We start from the raw sequence: 15,731 nt of genomic DNA, 5'->3' as shown, positions 1-15,731 counted from the left end.
ATCCGGCGACTGCTACTGCTGTTGAGCGTGGCGGCTGCGACTGCTGTTGAACCTGGTGACTGGTCGGTGCCGTTGACCTGGGCGGCTGACTGTCGCCGTCGAATCCGGCAACTGACTGCTGCGGTGAGCCGGGCGGCTGACTGTCGCTGTTGAATCCGACGACTGGTTATTGCTGTTGAGCCTGGTGACTCGTCGGTGCCGTTGGCCCGGGCGGCTGACTGTCGGCGTCGAATTCGGCGACTTACTGCTGCGGTTGAGCCGGGCGACTGGCCGCTGCCGTCGAATCCCGCGACCGACTGCCGCGATTGAACCCCGGTGACCGACCTGCCGCAGCTGACCCCGGCGAACGTCGGTACCCTCACCAACCGCGATCCATCGAGTCCAACGCCGATCGTCGGCATAGGACGGGCGTCCACGGGCCAGCTGCCTTCACAACTCACCAGAACAATCCGCGAACCCACCACCGCGAACCGGCGAGCGCCCCATTTGCCCAGCGCCCCAAACCAATCGAGGCGCCGCTGTCCCCGCGGCCACGTCGGCGCCGAGCCAGCGGCGCAGACTTCGTGAACAGATCGCTCATCCGCGCGATCCCCGAGACAGCAGGTAGGCGAGCTGATCACCGACGGCACCCGCCAACCACGGTGGGTTGTCAGGAGCGATGCCCGCGCTGAGATACGGTCGCGTAGTGGAACTCCTAGGCATTCATCACGTGGCGATCATCGCGTCCGACTATGTGCGGTCCAAGCGGTTCTACGCCGAGACGCTCGGGCTCGCCGTGATCGCCGAGCAGTACCGGGCCGACCGCCGCTCCTACAAGCTCGACCTCGCCATCCCCGGCGGCAGCAGGATCGAACTGTTTTCCTTCCCCAAACCACCCGACCGGGCGAGCTGGCCGGAGGCGGCGGGGCTGCGCCATCTGGCCTTCGTCGTCCGCGACGTCGCCGCGACACTCGACGAGCTGGCCAGCAAGGGCGTCCGCACCGAGGAACTGCGCGTCGACGAGGTCACCGGAAAACGCATGGCATTCTTCTTCGACCCCGACGACCTGCCACTGGAACTCTACGAAGTCTGATTCATCCCCCGCGCCCGCCGCGCCAATTCGACTGTCGCCGCACGTAACTCATCGATCGCGCCGATCGGCGCCGCATAACCGACCCGGGTCCGCGCCACCCCGCGCGGCGTCACCACCCGCAGGTCGAGCCCATACCGATCGGCGCGCTCACAACTCGCCTCCGTCGCATCCGGATACCCACCCAACGCCTGCGCCATCGCCAGCAACGCGGGCGCGTGGTCGTCATTGAGATGCACGATCGCGCTCGCCGCGACCGGCACGATCGGATCCGGCGTCATCTCCGCATACTGCGCCGCGCTCGCCGAATCCATCCGCCCATACCCGCCGACCCAGCGCACCCGCCGAACCCGCAGTACCCACACCGAGAAATCGCTGTAGTCGATATAGAACTTCGCCGCGGGCACCGCCGCCAGATGCGCCTCCCGCGCCGCATCGGCCTCCGCACCCACCGGCCGCTCCACCACACCGGCCAACGTGATCCTCGTCCCCGCCAGCGGATCCGCTGGCGCGTCCGGCGCCACGATCGACAGACTGGCCCGCTGATCGCCAGCCAGGTTACGACCGTGCTCGGCCATCCGCGACACACACAGCACCGGCTGCCCATCCAACAGCCCATACGTCACCAGCGACGCCCACGGCGTCCCATCCTCGCTCAAACTCGCCAGCGTCGCCGTATTCGTCGCGGCGGCAACCGTTCTCGCCTCCTCAGCGGCGGACGGCCTAGCCGGATTCGCCACCGGCGCAGTCGGCTGGGGAATCGAAGGAGCGTCGCCGGGATCACCGTGGTCGAGGGTCATGTCGTCCATCATCTCCTGCCCGTCCGACAAGTAGCCAACGGGCCTTTTCCCGCGTGCCATATCGAATCGACATGCGCAGTGCGGCCAATGGATCGGATTGACCGCGCGGATCGCGCCCGGATAGACCAGACTTGCCGAGTGACCCGATACGCATTCGACGCCGACCACAACGTGCTCGTCGCCATCTGGGCGACCGGACGCGGTGACCTCGCCCAAACGGTTGCCACGCTGCCCCGGACGGTAACCCATGATCAGGCAACAAATCTGGCGTCGAACCTGACCACGCTGTCGCGGTTCCACTGGCGCACCTACACCCACCCGGCCAGCGCCGCGGGCGACCCCGACATCCCCAACAGCGAAGCCTGGCGCCGCGCCGAAGAACGCCGCAACTTCAAGGAGGTCGAGGCCGGAATCCGCAGCCCCAACCTCCCCTCCGAAGAAGGACTCGTCGTCTCCTACAGCGGCGTCGTCGAATCCGCACACCGCGTCGGACGTACTCTCTACGACATCGACGACTCCGCCCTGCGCGACACCATCGCCGCCGAAGTCAGCACCGAACAGGCCGCCATCGAATCCGCCGAACGCGGCGACCTGTCCGCCCGCGCCCGCCAAGCCGTCGAACTATCCCGCCCCGACGTCTCCCCGGCCCAGGTACAAGCCGCCGACGACCTCTTACGCGCCGACCCGCTCGGCTCCATCGAACTGTTCACCGAACTCGACCCAGCCTCCGCCTCCGTCGCCGCCGCACACTGGCTGCTCGCCGCCGCCGAAGTCGCGGGCGAAATGGCCGGTGTGCCATGCACCGACGTCGTCGTGGAAGCCGACGACATCGAAGCGCTCCAAGTCGAAACACCCACCCTGGTACTCGAACGACTCGACGCGGGGGAGAGCCCAACCGAAGTAGTCGTCGACCTGATCGCCGAAGCCATGGCCGTCCACGAAGGCCGGGTGCCCGCGCCGTGGGCCGTCGTCGGCCGCGTCGCCGAAATCGAAGAGCAAGCACGCAAATTCGAGGTCGACGCCGACACCCGCGAAGCCATGCTCGCCGGCTTCCGCATCAGCCGCCTCGACCCCTCCCGCCCCGCCCTCGACCTCCTCGAAGACCTCCTCGACGGCATCCGCGGCTGCCTGCTCCTCTACGCAGCCCACACCGACGACCCCGACGTGGAAACCCTCTTCACCGCCGACGTCCGCCTAGAAGCCGACGCCGACCCCGAACACCTCCTCTGAACCCAACTGCGCCGCATCGCCCACAACGAACGACGCCGCTCCGCAGGTGACAGCGGTGGTGTGGCACACGTAACCGCACCGCCCGCGCGGCAGCCCGTCGATGGCGTGGCTACCTGCCGCGCATAGGGGACGGCGGTCGTGTGGCACGCATAACCCACCGTCCGCGTGGCAACATCCACCGAGGGCGCGGCGACCCGATGCCCCGCCGCGTGCAGACGAACCAACGGCCGAGCGGCACACCATGGCATCAACAATCCAGACGGTCCTGCCGTGGTGTGCTTCTTGCGCCACCGGGTTGCCGAGGTCTGGGCGGACGTCGCAGGTGGCCCTGTCGTTGCTCACCGAACGGGATATGACGGCGTCAAAACGCGGGTGACGCCGCCGCTATCTCCAGTTCGAGACGGCCCGCTATGTGTGCCACTCGCGGATCATCCGCCGAGCGGGTCATGACGGGCGTCGAAACGCGGGTGACATGGCCGTCATGTCTCGTTCGAGACGGTCCTGCCGTGGTGTGCTGCTTGCGCCCTCGGGTTGTCGAGGTCAAGGGTGGACACTCGCATAGCTCACCGAGCGGGACATGATGGCGCGAAAACGCGGGTGATGCCGCCGTCATGTCCCGTTCGGCGATACATAGCGGGCCGCCTGGGCGTTGAGCGGGACATGGTGGCGGCGGAACACGAGAGAGCTTCGCCATTGGCGTGCCACTCGCGCTACTTGGCCGCCTGGTCGGCGGCGGGGTCGGTGCTCAACCAGTGCAAGAGACCCTCGTAGACCGCGTGGTGGTTGAGGAGTGTGAAGTGATTGGCGGCCGGGATATGGAGGCCGTTGGAGTCGTCGAAACCTATGCGGCGGGCGCGGTTTCGACCCGCGGCGCTGGGGGTGAGGACCAGGCCGTCACCGATGATGCGGCCGAGGGGGTGGCGTGGACTGCGGGTGACGCAGGCGGTGACGAAATAGTGGTCGGCGCCATGGAGGAGGGGGACCTCGCGAATAGCCCGGCGGGCCAACGCGTCCGTGTCGGCACCACGCCAATCCTCGTCGACCAGCGAACCCTGCCGCAGATCACGGATCCCCGCACTGCGGCGACGCAGTAGGCGACCGAACGGACGAGTCTCGGGCACCCGGACCAACGCGGCCGACGCGTAGTGCACAAGCTGCTCGAGCGGCGCACCAAGATGCGGCGAACCAAGACAGACCAAGTGCCGAACCTTGCCCACCCAGGCCAGCCCGGACTCACCCGCGTCGAAACACGCACCACGCGCGATCAACCCACCCATCGAATGCCCGACCAACGATAGCTGCTCGATATTCACTGGCCAGTGCGCGACAAGCCGTTCCAGCAACTCACTCAGCTGCCGGGCATTCTCGGAGATGTGCAAACCGCTGTTGTACCGGATCTGCACAGTGCTGTACCCGAGATCCTGCTCGAGCCCCTCGGCATAGGTCGTCCGCCCACCCAACCGCCACGCATGCTCGGTCTCTACCAGCCCATGCAGAAAAACCACCACCCGCGAACTCGGTTGCGCGACATAGTTTCCGATCAGCTCGGGCGACACCGGCTCCCCGTCCACCCGCAACGTCATCGGCCCGGCGAGGATCGGCCGCGCATCCTCGAGATCGTCGCCGATCAACCCCTGCAACGCACCGAGGAAACCCGCCCCGAACACCGTCCGCGACGGCGCCTGCGCACCCGGCAGATCCACCGTCCGCTCGGCCAACCGTCCCGCCGCGACAGCCGTCCCGCTCACGATCCGATACACCCCGTCGGCGATCGCGTCGTGCACCACCTCCACCGGCAACGCGGCCGGACCGACCCCGAACCGCACCGCCGCGAAAACCCGCCAAGCGATCGCGCGATGCACGGACGCGATCCCGTCCACCGCGCCACCGAGCTCGTCGCCAGCCAACCGGGCAAGGGCCCGGACCTCGGCCTGGCGCTGATGCGTCTGCTCAGTCATGATTTCAGTGTACAAGCGTGCACTGAAATCCTCAGGGTGTCAGGAAGCTCGCGGCACCCGGCTCGCGCCCACCGCGGACTCGGTAAGACTGCCCAGATACAACGCACCGTCCCGCTCGACAACGCCGGTGACCATCGCGAAGTTCGTCCCCTCGGTCTGCAAGTCGTGCACCACATTCCCGTCGAAATCGACCGCCATCACCCAAACGGTCTTCGCCAGTTTCGGCTGCACCCAATCGGGCAGCATCCACACGACGCGCCGCAGATAGCCCGGCAGTGGAAGTAACTGATCCAGCACCGGATTTCGCGGAGTAGGCAGCGTGATCCACACGAGCCCATCGCTGCCGAGGCCGAGGTTATCCGGGAACCCAGGAAGGTTCTCGATGAGACGGTCGTGCGTGCCTGCCTTCGGTCCGGTGAGCCAGTAGCGGGACAGTCGATAGCTGCCGGTCTCGGCGACGATTACGCACGAGCGGTCCGGCGCGAGCACCACCCCGTTCGCGAAATGCAGGTTGTCGAGCAGAGTTTCGACCTTGCCGGACGGGTCACGCCGGAACAGTCGGCCGGTTCCGGAATGCTCGAGCAGGTCTCCCTTGTAGTCGGCCAATGAGTAGCGGCTCGACGAGGAGGAGAAATAGATCGTGCCGTCAGTGTCGCGAACGACGTTGCTGGCGAACGGAAGTCGCTCACCGTCGATCTCATCGACGAGCACATCCAGCGCGCCGTCCGGATCCAGTTGCAGCAGACCACGTTCGAAGTCGCAGATCAAGACGGTGCCATCCGGATCGGCATGCAAGCCGAGCGGCCGTCCACCGGTATTCACCAGCTGACGCACGTCGCCATCGGATGGATCGATGCTGAGGATCGATCCGTCCGCGATTCCGGCGATCAGCCGTCCGTCCGGGCCGAGCACGACATCTTCGGGCCCTGGACCCGGTAGCTCGAATCGGGTAAGTGCGGGAAGCGGTGGGTTGCTGCGGGTTTGGCGCGCTCGCGGGGGAGTGGGTGGCGGTGTCCAGCGTTGGGGATTCATCGTCGATGTGGGCACCTCTCAGAGGGTAGCGCCGGGTTGGTCGATGTCCCGGCGGAACGGTGGGGTAGGGGAGGGTGCTGCGGATCGAACGTTCGAGTACGGATCGGGCTACGTAAGGGAAGTGTCGCTAGGCGCAATCGGCCGCGATTGCTGGGATGGCAGGTCATGTTCGGACACCGCAGGTCCACTCTAAATAGAAAAGGCATGTTCTTACGTAGATATGCGCATCTAACTATGTGATATCCGCTAGGGAGGGCGGCCACAAGTGCGTCGGATGAACAGCCTCGTCGGCTACGACCTCTGGTCCGCGATAGGGGACCCGGCGCCGCATGCTCGACCTACTCCTGGCCGACGGCGAGGCACCGCCACCACCGACGACTACCGGTGACCAGACAGGCCGTCACAAGAGGGCGAGGGTTGAACCGCCAGGGGAGCGCGGCGGCTTCACCGGCGAGCAGGAACGGGTGCGGCCCCGCAGTCATCACGGCGCGGCGGACCGCGGTTTCAGGGCGGCGGCCCACAAGTGCGTCGGCTGTGGAGTTTCGGCACTACTTGCTGACGTACATCACCCGTCGGCGAGGCGTTGGATGGTGGCACTCAACCAGGCCTGGAGACCAGCGGGGTCGCTGAGTTCGGCACGCAGGACCCGCCGACGAGTCGAGACGCCGAGCACGAAGGCATCGATCGCCGCAGCCCGGTCGCGCGCGTCCGCGTCGTCGAGGCCGTTATCGCGCAGGTAGCGGTACAGCGGCTCCAGCGAGTTCGTGTCAAGGAAAACGGCAAGCGCCTCTGCCGCCTCGGGCCGTTCGCCGGACGCCCGTTGCAGCACGAGCAGCGGATCCTCCTCGGGCGCACCGAACCAGCGCTCGACGATGCTCGTCGCGAGGCGCGAACCCAACGCGGAAAGCTCGCCATCGAAGGAGTCCGATACCGGGATCTCCACCTGGGTCGCCGCCAGGAAAAGGCCGTCCTTGCCGCCGAAATAGCGTGTGATGAGGTTGGGCGAAACGCCGGCCGCGTCGGCGACGCCCTTGACCGTGGTTGCCACGAACCCGTGCTGGGCGAACTGGCGTTGCGCGTGCTCCAGGATCCGTTGCCTGGTAGCGGCCGCATTACGCAAAGTCATGTGTACAAGCATACACATCTATGTGTACGCTGATACACATGATCGACGAAGTGCGGGACCGACTCCAGTGGACGCGACGTGTCACGACCCCGTGGAGTAACGACGAGAAGCGCGGCATCACCGAGACTCGCCTCGATGAACTCCTCGAACGCTGGGCGAACGGATACGACTGGGGCGTGCACGAGCGCCGCATCACCGAGTTCCCTTGGGCGACAGTGCGGGCAGGCGACACCGAACTGCGAGTGATCCACCAGCGGTCCGCGACTCCCGACGCCCCGGTCGTCGTATTACTGCATGGCTGGCCGGATTCGGTGCTGCGATTCGAGCGCGTCCTGCCTTTGCTCACGGACATGCACGTGGTGGTTCCCGCGCTGCCCGGCTTCCCGTTCGCGGCCCCGCTCGCCGGTCCCGGCATGTCGGTCAACCGGATCGCCGAGATCGTCGCGGACGCGCTGGCTGAACTCGGTTACTCGCGGTACACGGTGTCCGGCGGTGACGTGGGTGGCACCGTCGCGGAAATCCTTGCGGCACAACACCCGGACCGTGTTGCCGCTCTGCACCTCACGAATATCGCCCCTGTGCGCGCGCTTACGGCGGATCGATCGAAGCTCCCGCCCGACGCGGTCGCCTACCTCGACCGGGCGGCGCAGTGGTTCCGAACCGAGGGCGGCTATATCGCGGAGCAGTCGACGCGCCCGAATACCCTCGCGGTCGCCCTCGGCGACTCACCCGCGGGCCTCGCGGCCTGGATCGTCGAGAAACTGGAGTCCTGGTCCGACGCTTCGGCCTTCACCACGGACGAACTGCTCACCTGGGTCACCGCCTACTGGGTCAGTGGCACGATCGGCACCTCATTCGCCACGTATGCCGAACCGGCCACCCTACCGGGCCGGATCGAAACGCCGACAATGCTTTCCGTGTTCGCGCACGACATCAAACCAGAGCCGCGAAGTTACGCCGAGGCGTTCCTGAACGTCTGCGAGTACGTGGAACACCGTGCTGGTGGCCACTTCTCAGCGTGGGAACAGCCCGAGGCCTACGTCGGCGACCTACGCCGAGCGGTCAAGCTGGGCGGCTGAAACCGCCTGGCGCCGAATCGAATCGACCGCTTACGGCTGATGCGTGATCGAATACCACAGCACCGCGAGGGTGCCGAGCACGAACAGCGGTGAGAGGATCCAGGTTTCGAGCTTGTTCCCGGTGCGGTCGATGATCGGCACCCTGGTGCGGAGTTTGAACGGCCAGAACAAGCGGCAGCCGCGGTCGGTGAGGCAGTCGCCGATCAGGTGCACCAGTGCGCCGAGGCCGACGGAGAACGGCAGCCACACGGGCTTGTCCGAGATCCAATGGTCCATGGCGAACGTCCCCGCGGCCGCGAGGATCACGATGGTGCCCCACGCCTCGATCCCCTCGCCGGGCGGACATAGGTGCAGCGCCCGCACAGCCAGCGCGAGCAGGAAGAAAACGAGCCCGAGGGTGAACCAGCGGCCGATCCAGTGCTCGCCCGCCCATGTGCCGTAGGAGATGGCGGCGACGAAGGCGAAGGAATGGGTGGCGTGCCGATGCCCGCCCGAGATCCACGAGATGAACTTGCAGAGGTAATAGGAGATTGGACCGAGCACATGCGCGATCGTTCCGTCGGGATGGTCCGCGTCTGGCAACAGCGCCGCACCCGCCGTCAGGAATGTTCCGAGAATCAGATCCACGGGGCCGAGATGCCCTGATACATCCTGGATTGTCGGGTAGGTCAAGATCGCTACGGGCAGCGCCGCTGCCGCCCCCGACCAGGCCAAAGCGCCACTGGTCGCATGTGAATGTCCAAGCACCGCTTGAAGGTTAGTTCACCTCAGCATCGTTCAGCGAATGCCGGTTCAGTGATCTTGTGCGGCGGGCGAATTGGGGGATGGGTAACCTGTGGCGATCGGGATCGGCTGTGCGAGAGGCGCGGTAGTAGGGGAGCGGACCGATTGGGCAGGGCGAGTTGGCATCTGACGGGGAGTAAGGCCTGCGACATCGCAGTCTGAGCACGCAGGGGATCGCGTCAACGACCTTCGGAACGGTTGATTTCGAGTATCAACGTAAGAAAACATTGTGGTACCTAGACGTGCGTATATATGCATATAAATGCTATTGAGTAGTCGCCGAACAAACAACACTCCTGTCCAACAACAGCATTAGAGCCGAGCGGGGAGCTCTGGCCAGTCAGCGAAGGCCCGCAAGGGTTCCGTCACGGCCGAGCGTGCGGGTTGACGATGCGATCGAGTGCGTGCAGATCGGATTCGAGGGTGTAGAAAACCCGCAGCGCGATGAGGAAGGCGAACAACCCGCACACGCACAGCCCCACGATCGAGGCGATCACCGTCTGCTGCTGCGTGGGATCGAGGAACGCCACACCCGCGGCAACCCCGAAGAGGGGAACCGAGGCGGCGATGCCGAGGTAGATCCGGCTGCGCCGAGCCAGCCGATGCAGCTGAGCCGATTCGTCGGGGGAGCTGAGCCCGGCCGCGACCAATCCCGGGTAGTACCAGCGAAGTACGAAGAACGTCACCGGGAAGTAGGTGTAGACCACGGCCACCGAGGCGGCGACCAGATGGGACGCGATCAGGTTGAACAGCAGCCCGGCGGAAAGGTCCGCGATGTCGTGCAGCTTGATCAGGAAGGCCACCAACGCCAGCAGCCACCCACCGAACGCGACGGCCGCGATCCGATCGCTACAGGCAAGGGTGTCCGCCCGCGCTTTGGCGAGTGTCTGTTCGCTGTACTGCTTGCCGCTGCGCAATCCGTGCGGAACCAGGAACACCAGCCGACACCAGTACAGCAGGATCGCGATGCCGACCGGATAACCGACGGCGGCCGCGATCAGCCCGAGTTTGGTGAGTTGCGCCTGCCCGTCGGCGCCGAGTTCGAGGTCGAGCAGTCTGGTGTTGTGCGTCGAGAGGTACAGCCCGCCGAGCAGCTGCCCGAGCGCGCTGGACAGCGTCACCACCGGCATTGGCCGCATCCGCATCCGGCCGCGCAGACTGCGTCGTGGTGGGTCGACGAGGTCGCGGGCGGTCCGGTCCAGGGTAAGTTCGAGGTGCTGGGCGAGGTCGGCGCCGGTGGCGTAGCGGTCGTCGCGGTCGGGGGACAGGCAGGTCAGCAGTGCGTGGCGCAGGATCTGCGGGCAGTCCGCCGGTGTGCTGGCCTGTAGGCGGTCCTCGATCGGCCGTCGGCGCAGTTCGATCATTCTGGTGAGTGAGGTGTCGGATTCGCCGATGCCGAGTTCGTCGGTGAAGGGGAGCCGCCCGGTGAGCAGCTCCCACAGCACGACCGCGAGGGCGTAGAGATCGCTGCGGGTGTCGAGGTCGGCGGCCGTGGTGGGGAGCGCGGGATGGCAGGCCTCGAGTTGTTCGGGGGACATGTAGGCCAGTGAGCCGCCGAAGTAGGCGACCGGGCTCGCGCCCGGTATATGCGCGCTGAAGCTGATATTGAAGTCGGCGAGCTTGGGTTGGCCGTCCGCGGTGAGTAGCACGTTGGCGGGTTTGATGTCGCGGTGCAGGACGCCCGCGCGGTTGGCGTAGTCCAGTGCGGTGGCGAGTCGGCTGCCGAGCCATGCGACGGCTTCGGACCAGCTGAGGCGCGCGAGGTCGGTGCGGGTGGCGGACGGTTGCGGGCTCAGTACGCCGCCGGCGGTGACCGCGGCGTCGACCGCGTCCAGGAGTAGTTGGCCGGTGCGTTGGGCGATCGGCGTGGTGCGGACGAGGCGGAGGACGCCGAGCAGGGTGCCGCCTGGCACGTACTGCATGTACATCAGTTTGAGGTGTTGTTCCTCGATCTGGCGTTGGTCGAAGACGCGCACGATGTGTTCGTGGTCGAGTTGGGCGAGGGTCTGTGGTTCGCTGCCTCGGTCGCGTGAGATCTTCACCGCGACAAGGCGTTGCATGGAGCGTTGCCTGGCAAGGAATACGCGCGCGAACGCGCCTTGACCGAGGGCGATGAGTAGGTCGAAGTCGTCGATGGTGGCGCCGGGGGAGATGGTGTCGAGCGCGTTGATCGCGGTCGGGTCGGAGAGCACTGTGGTGCGGAAGTTCTCGGCGGCGAGGATGTCGGTGTCGAGCTGGGTGGCGAGTTGCGCCATTTGCGAGGCGAATTCGTGTTCGTACTCGGTGAGGTCGAGTCCGAGGTCGCCGCCGCGGCTGCGTGCGGTGATCTCCTCGTAGATGAGGTCGGGCGGCAGTGGGGCGGCGTCGAGTTCGGGGAACTGTGCCCGGTATTCGGCGAGGCGTTTGCCGTTGGGTGTTTCCCGCCAGCGATGCTGCAGGTCCACCTTGATCAACTCGATCAAGGCCGAGCGCCGCAACCGGTCTTCGGCAGGCAGATGCGCCGCCAGGTCCGGTGGAGCGTCCGCGTCCTCCCAAGCACTGTCGAATCCAACAACCAGTCGCGTCAACGCGGTCTGCGTCGCCGCCACCCGGTCCATCTCCATGTGGCCCACCCGATCAAAAATGGCTTCCCGAGCCCTCATCCGAGGATAAACGATCTTTACGGGCTCGGCCGCCGAATTACCTGCTACCGCAAGTTACGTGGTGGGTGGGCTGCTCCCGAAAACAATACGCAACCAAGTGTTGCGCGTTGAGGTCTTGTCGGCTAGCGTCATGCGCAACAAAACGTTGCGAGTTAGGGAGTTGGTATGGAGTACGGGCGAATTGAGCGGACGATGTACGTCGAAGCGACCCCGGAGGTGGTCTACGAGGTCATCAGCAGCCCCGAACATCTGAAGCAGTGGTGGCCCGACGACGCGTCGCTCGAGCCCGTTCCCGGTGCGGTCGGCACCCTGAGCTGGGGGACCGGAGCCGACCAGGAGATCGCCTCGATCACCGTCGTCGATGCCGAGCCACACCGGTTGTTCTCCTTTCGCTGGACCCATCCGGCCGATGAGGCGGCCGCCGTTGGCAATTCACTGTTCGTCACCTTCGAACTGACCCCCTCCGGCGACGGCACCACGGTCCACATGGCCGAGACCGGATTCCGCGAAATGGGCTGGGCGATCGCCGTTCTCGAACAGCAGTACAACGCGCACATCAACGGCTGGAACACCCACCTGCCGCGACTGGGCGACTACGTCGCACGACTGGTCTCGAGCCGATGAACAGCGTCGTCGACGACGACCTGTGGTCCGCGATAGGGGACCCGACCCGGCGCCGCATGCTCGACCTACTCCTGGCCGACGGCGAGGCCACCGCCACCACCCTCAGCGAACGACTACCCGTGACCCGCCAGGCCGTCGCCAGACACCTCAGCGTCCTCGACCGAGTCGGCCTCGTACACGGCACCCCGGCGGGCCGGGAGCGGCGCTACCGCGTCGACGACGCGCAACTCGCCCGCGCCGTAGCCCAGCTCAACGCGGTCGGATCGACATGGGATGCCAGGCTCCAGCGCATCAAGCGCATCGCCGAAGCCATCCAACGCGGCAAACAGCAGTAACGAGAGGAATCGACATGGTGGACATTCTGCACAGGGTCGGGATCAAGTCACCGTCCGTCGACGACGTCTACGCGGCATTGACGTCGGTCGACAGCCTGGCGGGCTGGTGGGCGAGCGACACTCAGGGCGACGCGAACGCCGGGGGAGTCATCCAGTTCCGTTTCACGGCAGGCGGATTCGATATGAAGGTGGTCGACCTCCAGCCCGGAAAGCAGGTGCTGTGGGAGGTTATCGACGGGCCCGAGGAGTGGGTCGGCACCGAAGTCGTCTGGGATCTCCAACGCGAGGACGACTACACGATCATCCTGTTCAAGCATCAGGGATGGAAAGAACCGGGGGAGTTCATGCACCACTGCAGCACCAAATGGGCCATCTACCTGATGAGTCTGAAGCAGTTGGTCGAAACCGGAACCGGGGCACCAGATCCCCGAGACGTCCAGATCAGCAACTGGCATTGAGCCCGAATATCGTTGGATAAGGGCCGGAACGGCTGTATATGGTGCGCACCATGGAGATTCGGGAGGTCGTCGAGGCCGACTGGCCGCAGGTGTGGGCGATCATCCACGATGTGGTCCGTCGGCAGGAGACATTCACCTACGATCCGGCCATGAGTGAGGGGGAGGCGCGCGGCATTTGGCTCGAGCGGCCGCCGGGCGTCACCGTTGTCGCCGTCGAAAGTGACCGAGTGCTCGGGACCGCGAAGATGGGTCCCAACCGCGCTGGCCCTGGAGCGCATGTGTCGACGGCGAGCTTCATGGTTGCCAGCGATGCACGGGGCCGCGGGGTGGGTACGAAGCTGTGTGAGCACGCATTGGATTGGGCGAAGAGCCGCGGGTACGCGGGCATGCAGTTCAACGCGGTAGCCGAGAGCAACCAGACAGCCGTAGACCTATACCGCCGCCTCGGCTTCTCCATCATCGGCACCGTACCTGCCGCATTCGAACACCCCACACTGGGCCGGGTAGGCCTGCACGTGATGTATCGGCAGTTCTGATCTCGCTCGCAGGTTCTGATGCTCGCGGACAGCGCACAGATCAGGACAGCCGAGCGAGCTACCGGGCCGATGGCCGAGCAAGGGCAGCTACCCGTTCACCCACCTTCAGGTAGGCGATCGCTGCGAGCAGCCGCGCTGGGGCATCGCCGAACGCACCAAGACCGGCATTACACGGCGGGCAGAGGAGACCTCGAACCGCGCCCGAGGTGTGATCGTGATCCACGGCGAGCGGTACTTTGCACAGCTGTTGCCCGGCCTTGCGCGGTCGGCCGCCAACGCGAGACAGGTCGATATCGGTCTCCAGCACGCCGCAGATCGCGCAGCGATACTGTTGCTGTTCACGCATGGCGTCGTACTGCTCTGGTTTGATGCGGTACTTGGCCCAGAGGTTGGCCCGGCGGACGACAAGTGGCCCTTGGCGCGCGCGGCGGGCGCGCTGGTAACACGCACAGCAGAGCGGTGCGCGCGGATTTGTTTGCGCCATCATGCTTCTCGGCTGCAGCTTGCCGCAGCCGTTCGTTGGCGAGCACTGGATCAACTCGTCGGGGGATGGCTGCGGCGTCATGGTGAGAATTCTGGCAGGGGGCACTGACATCTTCTCTACTGATATTCGATTCCGTGCGACGGGGCAGAGCCAACCTGACATAGTGTTGATTATCGGCGTAGAAACGGGCGTGGATAAATGGGGGTTACGCCGGTCGATGATGTTGGTGTGTGCGGTGTTTCGTGTTGCTGGCACCCCGGCTTGCTGGGACGCTCCGCCCTGGCTTATGGGTGTCGGTGTTGCGTGGGTTGGATCGGTGTCGATCTCCCCTTGGCCGGATTTGCCGCTGATGTAAATATTCCTGTTTGCGGCCGACTTGGGCGGAAAGTATTGAGCTGGTGCTGGATTGGGGTTTTGAGGCTTCTCCCCTAGGTCCTCTGCCCTACCTTCAAAACGTCACTGTGACGTTTTGAAGGTAGGGCAGAGGATGGTGAATGCTGTTGCGAGGCTGCCGTTCCGGCTAACTTCCGCTGGTGCCGCCGTAGTAGCCACCGAGGAGGCGGCGACGGCGCTTGCGCTTCTTGTTGGCGTCGGCGGTTTTCTGGTCGGTCGAGTTGGCGGGTTGTTCATCGGGCTTGTCGGTGTTTTTACAGAAGATGCCCATGCGTGATCCTTTGTCTGGCGGCTTGTGTTGTCTGCCAGTGTGTTCCGGGCGTGCTCGGTGCCGCATCGGGCGCAGGGATGGGTGGGCGTACGCCGCGGTGCGTAGGTTTTGCGGTCGTGAGCTGCGGGTGCAGTCCACCTTTGGTGCCAGTCGTCAGTCCATCTGTTACTGACTGGATCTGTTTTCAGATGCCAGTTGTCGGTCATGCTGGGCGGGTGTTGATTCGTCGGCTAGTTGCGCTGTATGTCGGGTTGGGGCTGTATGGGTTCTCGATGGCTGTGATGGTGCGTGCCGGGCTCGGGTTGGATCCGTGGGACGTGTTCCATCAGGGTGTTGCGCAGCATGTGCCGATCAGCTTCGGGGCGGTGACGGCGCTGACCGGGATCGCGGTGCTCTTGGCGTGGATTCCGTTGCGGCAGCGGCCCGGTCTGGGGACGGTGAGCAATGTGGTGGTGATCGCGGTGTCGGTGGATGCGGGGCTGTGGCTGTTGCCCGCGTGGGAGATGATTCCGGCGCGGGTGGGTGCGATGGGTGCCGCGGTGCTGCTCAACGCGATCGCTACGGTGTTGTACATCGGCGCCGGGATGGGTCCAGGTCCGCGTGATGGACTGATGACTGGACTGGTTCGCCGGACCGGTATGTCGGTGTGGGTGGTGCGGACCTCGATCGAGGTGACGGTGTTGACGATCGGTTGGGTGCTCGGCGGCAGTGTCGGGATCGGGACGGTTGTCTATGCGTTCGGCATCGGTCCGCTGATTCAGTTGCTGATCCCCGCGGTGAATCGCTACCTGCCCGGCTTCGAGACCAAACCGTCGGCTGAGCCCGTGGCGGTCGTCCCCGCGTGAGTTCGAGCGGGACATGGTGGCGGCGCTACTCGCGATATGCCGCCACCATGTCCCGTTGATCTTGGT

16 protein-coding genes are annotated in these 15,731 nt (G+C 65.5%); 8 read left to right on the top strand and 8 right to left on the bottom strand.

Annotated features, from left to right (window positions below; all coding sequences use genetic code 11):
- The first annotated feature begins 658 nt into the window (after nucleotides 1–658).
- Nucleotides 659–1,072 (top strand): VOC family protein, encoded by a 414-nt coding sequence (locus OG203_RS02385; RefSeq protein WP_405163991.1) that lies wholly within the window; start codon nucleotides 659–661, stop codon nucleotides 1,070–1,072.
- Here OG203_RS02385 and OG203_RS02380 read toward each other — a convergent pair.
- Nucleotides 1,060–1,869 carry a HugZ family protein gene (locus tag OG203_RS02380; RefSeq protein WP_405167752.1) on the bottom strand — a complete coding sequence of 270 codons (810 nt, stop codon included), beginning with the start codon at nucleotides 1,867–1,869 and terminating at the stop codon, nucleotides 1,060–1,062. The genes OG203_RS02385 and OG203_RS02380 overlap by 13 nt on opposite strands.
- A gap of 138 nt (nucleotides 1,870–2,007) precedes the next feature.
- Between OG203_RS02380 and OG203_RS02375 the strand changes: the two genes are divergently transcribed.
- The gene (locus OG203_RS02375; protein WP_405163990.1) at nucleotides 2,008–3,099 is read left to right on the top strand and encodes a hypothetical protein; all 1,092 of its coding nucleotides are present in this window, start codon (nucleotides 2,008–2,010) and stop codon (nucleotides 3,097–3,099) included.
- A 710-nt stretch (nucleotides 3,100–3,809) separates the two neighbouring features.
- On the opposite strand, the gene OG203_RS02370 is transcribed toward OG203_RS02375, so the two are convergent.
- The 3 genes from OG203_RS02370 to OG203_RS02360 form a co-directional block, all read right to left on the bottom strand.
- On the bottom strand, nucleotides 3,810–5,057 hold the full coding sequence (locus OG203_RS02370; protein ID WP_405163989.1) for a lipase family alpha/beta hydrolase: 1,248 nt from the start codon (nucleotides 5,055–5,057) through the stop codon (nucleotides 3,810–3,812).
- Between the two features lie 39 nt (nucleotides 5,058–5,096).
- Nucleotides 5,097–6,104, bottom strand: coding sequence for an SMP-30/gluconolactonase/LRE family protein (locus tag OG203_RS02365; protein WP_405163988.1), 1,008 nt, complete (start codon nucleotides 6,102–6,104; stop codon nucleotides 5,097–5,099).
- A 550-nt stretch (nucleotides 6,105–6,654) separates the two neighbouring features.
- On the bottom strand, nucleotides 6,655–7,215 hold the full coding sequence (locus OG203_RS02360) for a TetR family transcriptional regulator (protein ID WP_405163987.1): 561 nt from the start codon (nucleotides 7,213–7,215) through the stop codon (nucleotides 6,655–6,657).
- A 38-nt stretch (nucleotides 7,216–7,253) separates the two neighbouring features.
- Here OG203_RS02360 and OG203_RS02355 point away from each other — a divergent pair, with 38 nt between their 5' ends.
- On the top strand, nucleotides 7,254–8,294 hold the full coding sequence (locus OG203_RS02355) for an epoxide hydrolase family protein (RefSeq protein ID WP_405163986.1): 1,041 nt from the start codon (nucleotides 7,254–7,256) through the stop codon (nucleotides 8,292–8,294).
- 30 nt (nucleotides 8,295–8,324) lie between these two features.
- Here the strand turns inward: OG203_RS02355 and OG203_RS02350 are convergent, their stop codons facing one another.
- Both OG203_RS02350 and OG203_RS02345 read right to left on the bottom strand, forming a co-directional pair.
- A complete protein-coding gene (locus tag OG203_RS02350; RefSeq protein WP_405163985.1) occupies nucleotides 8,325–9,041 on the bottom strand; it encodes a metal-dependent hydrolase in 717 nt (238 codons plus the stop codon).
- 401 nt (nucleotides 9,042–9,442) lie between these two features.
- Nucleotides 9,443–11,680 (bottom strand): serine/threonine-protein kinase, encoded by a 2,238-nt coding sequence (locus OG203_RS02345; protein WP_405163984.1) that lies wholly within the window; start codon nucleotides 11,678–11,680, stop codon nucleotides 9,443–9,445.
- 204 nt (nucleotides 11,681–11,884) lie between these two features.
- Here OG203_RS02345 and OG203_RS02340 point away from each other — a divergent pair, with 204 nt between their 5' ends.
- From OG203_RS02340 to OG203_RS02325, 4 genes are read left to right on the top strand one after another with little or no spacing between them, the layout of a single operon-like run.
- On the top strand, nucleotides 11,885–12,343 hold the full coding sequence (locus tag OG203_RS02340; protein ID WP_405163983.1) for an SRPBCC domain-containing protein: 459 nt from the start codon (nucleotides 11,885–11,887) through the stop codon (nucleotides 12,341–12,343).
- Nucleotides 12,340–12,678, top strand: a complete 339-nt coding sequence (locus OG203_RS02335) for an ArsR/SmtB family transcription factor (RefSeq protein WP_405163982.1) — start codon at nucleotides 12,340–12,342, stop codon at nucleotides 12,676–12,678. The genes OG203_RS02340 and OG203_RS02335 overlap by 4 nt, the downstream gene beginning before the upstream one ends.
- Before the next feature lie 14 nt (nucleotides 12,679–12,692).
- The gene (locus OG203_RS02330) at nucleotides 12,693–13,136 is read left to right on the top strand and encodes an SRPBCC domain-containing protein (protein ID WP_405163981.1); all 444 of its coding nucleotides are present in this window, start codon (nucleotides 12,693–12,695) and stop codon (nucleotides 13,134–13,136) included.
- A gap of 50 nt (nucleotides 13,137–13,186) precedes the next feature.
- Nucleotides 13,187–13,672, top strand: a complete 486-nt coding sequence (locus OG203_RS02325) for a GNAT family N-acetyltransferase (protein WP_405163980.1) — start codon at nucleotides 13,187–13,189, stop codon at nucleotides 13,670–13,672.
- A gap of 58 nt (nucleotides 13,673–13,730) precedes the next feature.
- Here OG203_RS02325 and OG203_RS02320 read toward each other — a convergent pair whose 3' ends face one another.
- On the bottom strand, nucleotides 13,731–14,237 hold the full coding sequence (locus OG203_RS02320; RefSeq protein ID WP_405163979.1) for an endonuclease VII domain-containing protein: 507 nt from the start codon (nucleotides 14,235–14,237) through the stop codon (nucleotides 13,731–13,733).
- A gap of 439 nt (nucleotides 14,238–14,676) precedes the next feature.
- The gene (locus tag OG203_RS02315; RefSeq protein WP_405163978.1) at nucleotides 14,677–14,820 is read right to left on the bottom strand and encodes a hypothetical protein; all 144 of its coding nucleotides are present in this window, start codon (nucleotides 14,818–14,820) and stop codon (nucleotides 14,677–14,679) included.
- A gap of 188 nt (nucleotides 14,821–15,008) precedes the next feature.
- On the opposite strand from OG203_RS02315, the gene OG203_RS02310 reads away from it, so the two are divergent.
- Nucleotides 15,009–15,665 (top strand): YitT family protein, encoded by a 657-nt coding sequence (locus OG203_RS02310; RefSeq protein WP_405163977.1) that lies wholly within the window; start codon nucleotides 15,009–15,011, stop codon nucleotides 15,663–15,665.
- The last annotated feature ends 66 nt before the right edge of the window (nucleotides 15,666–15,731 follow it).

The organism is Nocardia sp. NBC_01499 (assembly GCF_045040275.1).
GTDB lineage: Bacteria > Actinomycetota > Actinomycetes > Mycobacteriales > Mycobacteriaceae > Nocardia.
This window is presented reverse-complemented; position numbering and strand designations above follow the sequence as displayed.

Excerpts from the sequence above, each read along its gene's own strand:
- OG203_RS02310 (WP_405163977.1), top strand. The coding sequence starts at position 15,009 with ATGCCAGTTGTCGGTCATGCTGGGCGGGTGTTGATTCGTCGGCTAGTT.
- OG203_RS02385 (WP_405163991.1), top strand. The coding sequence starts at position 659 with ATGCCCGCGCTGAGATACGGTCGCGTAGTGGAACTCCTAGGCATTCAT.
- OG203_RS02360 (WP_405163987.1), bottom strand. The coding sequence starts at position 7,215 with ATGACTTTGCGTAATGCGGCCGCTACCAGGCAACGGATCCTGGAGCAC.
- OG203_RS02315 (WP_405163978.1), bottom strand. The coding sequence starts at position 14,820 with ATGGGCATCTTCTGTAAAAACACCGACAAGCCCGATGAACAACCCGCC.
- OG203_RS02335 (WP_405163982.1), top strand. The coding sequence starts at position 12,340 with ATGAACAGCGTCGTCGACGACGACCTGTGGTCCGCGATAGGGGACCCG.
- OG203_RS02320 (WP_405163979.1), bottom strand. The coding sequence starts at position 14,237 with ATGACGCCGCAGCCATCCCCCGACGAGTTGATCCAGTGCTCGCCAACG.
- OG203_RS02345 (WP_405163984.1), bottom strand. The coding sequence starts at position 11,680 with ATGGAGATGGACCGGGTGGCGGCGACGCAGACCGCGTTGACGCGACTG.
- OG203_RS02370 (WP_405163989.1), bottom strand. The coding sequence starts at position 5,057 with ATGACTGAGCAGACGCATCAGCGCCAGGCCGAGGTCCGGGCCCTTGCC.
- OG203_RS02380 (WP_405167752.1), bottom strand. The coding sequence starts at position 1,869 with ATGACCCTCGACCACGGTGATCCCGGCGACGCTCCTTCGATTCCCCAG.
- OG203_RS02340 (WP_405163983.1), top strand. The coding sequence starts at position 11,885 with ATGGAGTACGGGCGAATTGAGCGGACGATGTACGTCGAAGCGACCCCG.
- OG203_RS02325 (WP_405163980.1), top strand. The coding sequence starts at position 13,187 with ATGGAGATTCGGGAGGTCGTCGAGGCCGACTGGCCGCAGGTGTGGGCG.
- OG203_RS02330 (WP_405163981.1), top strand. The coding sequence starts at position 12,693 with ATGGTGGACATTCTGCACAGGGTCGGGATCAAGTCACCGTCCGTCGAC.
- OG203_RS02355 (WP_405163986.1), top strand. The coding sequence starts at position 7,254 with ATGATCGACGAAGTGCGGGACCGACTCCAGTGGACGCGACGTGTCACG.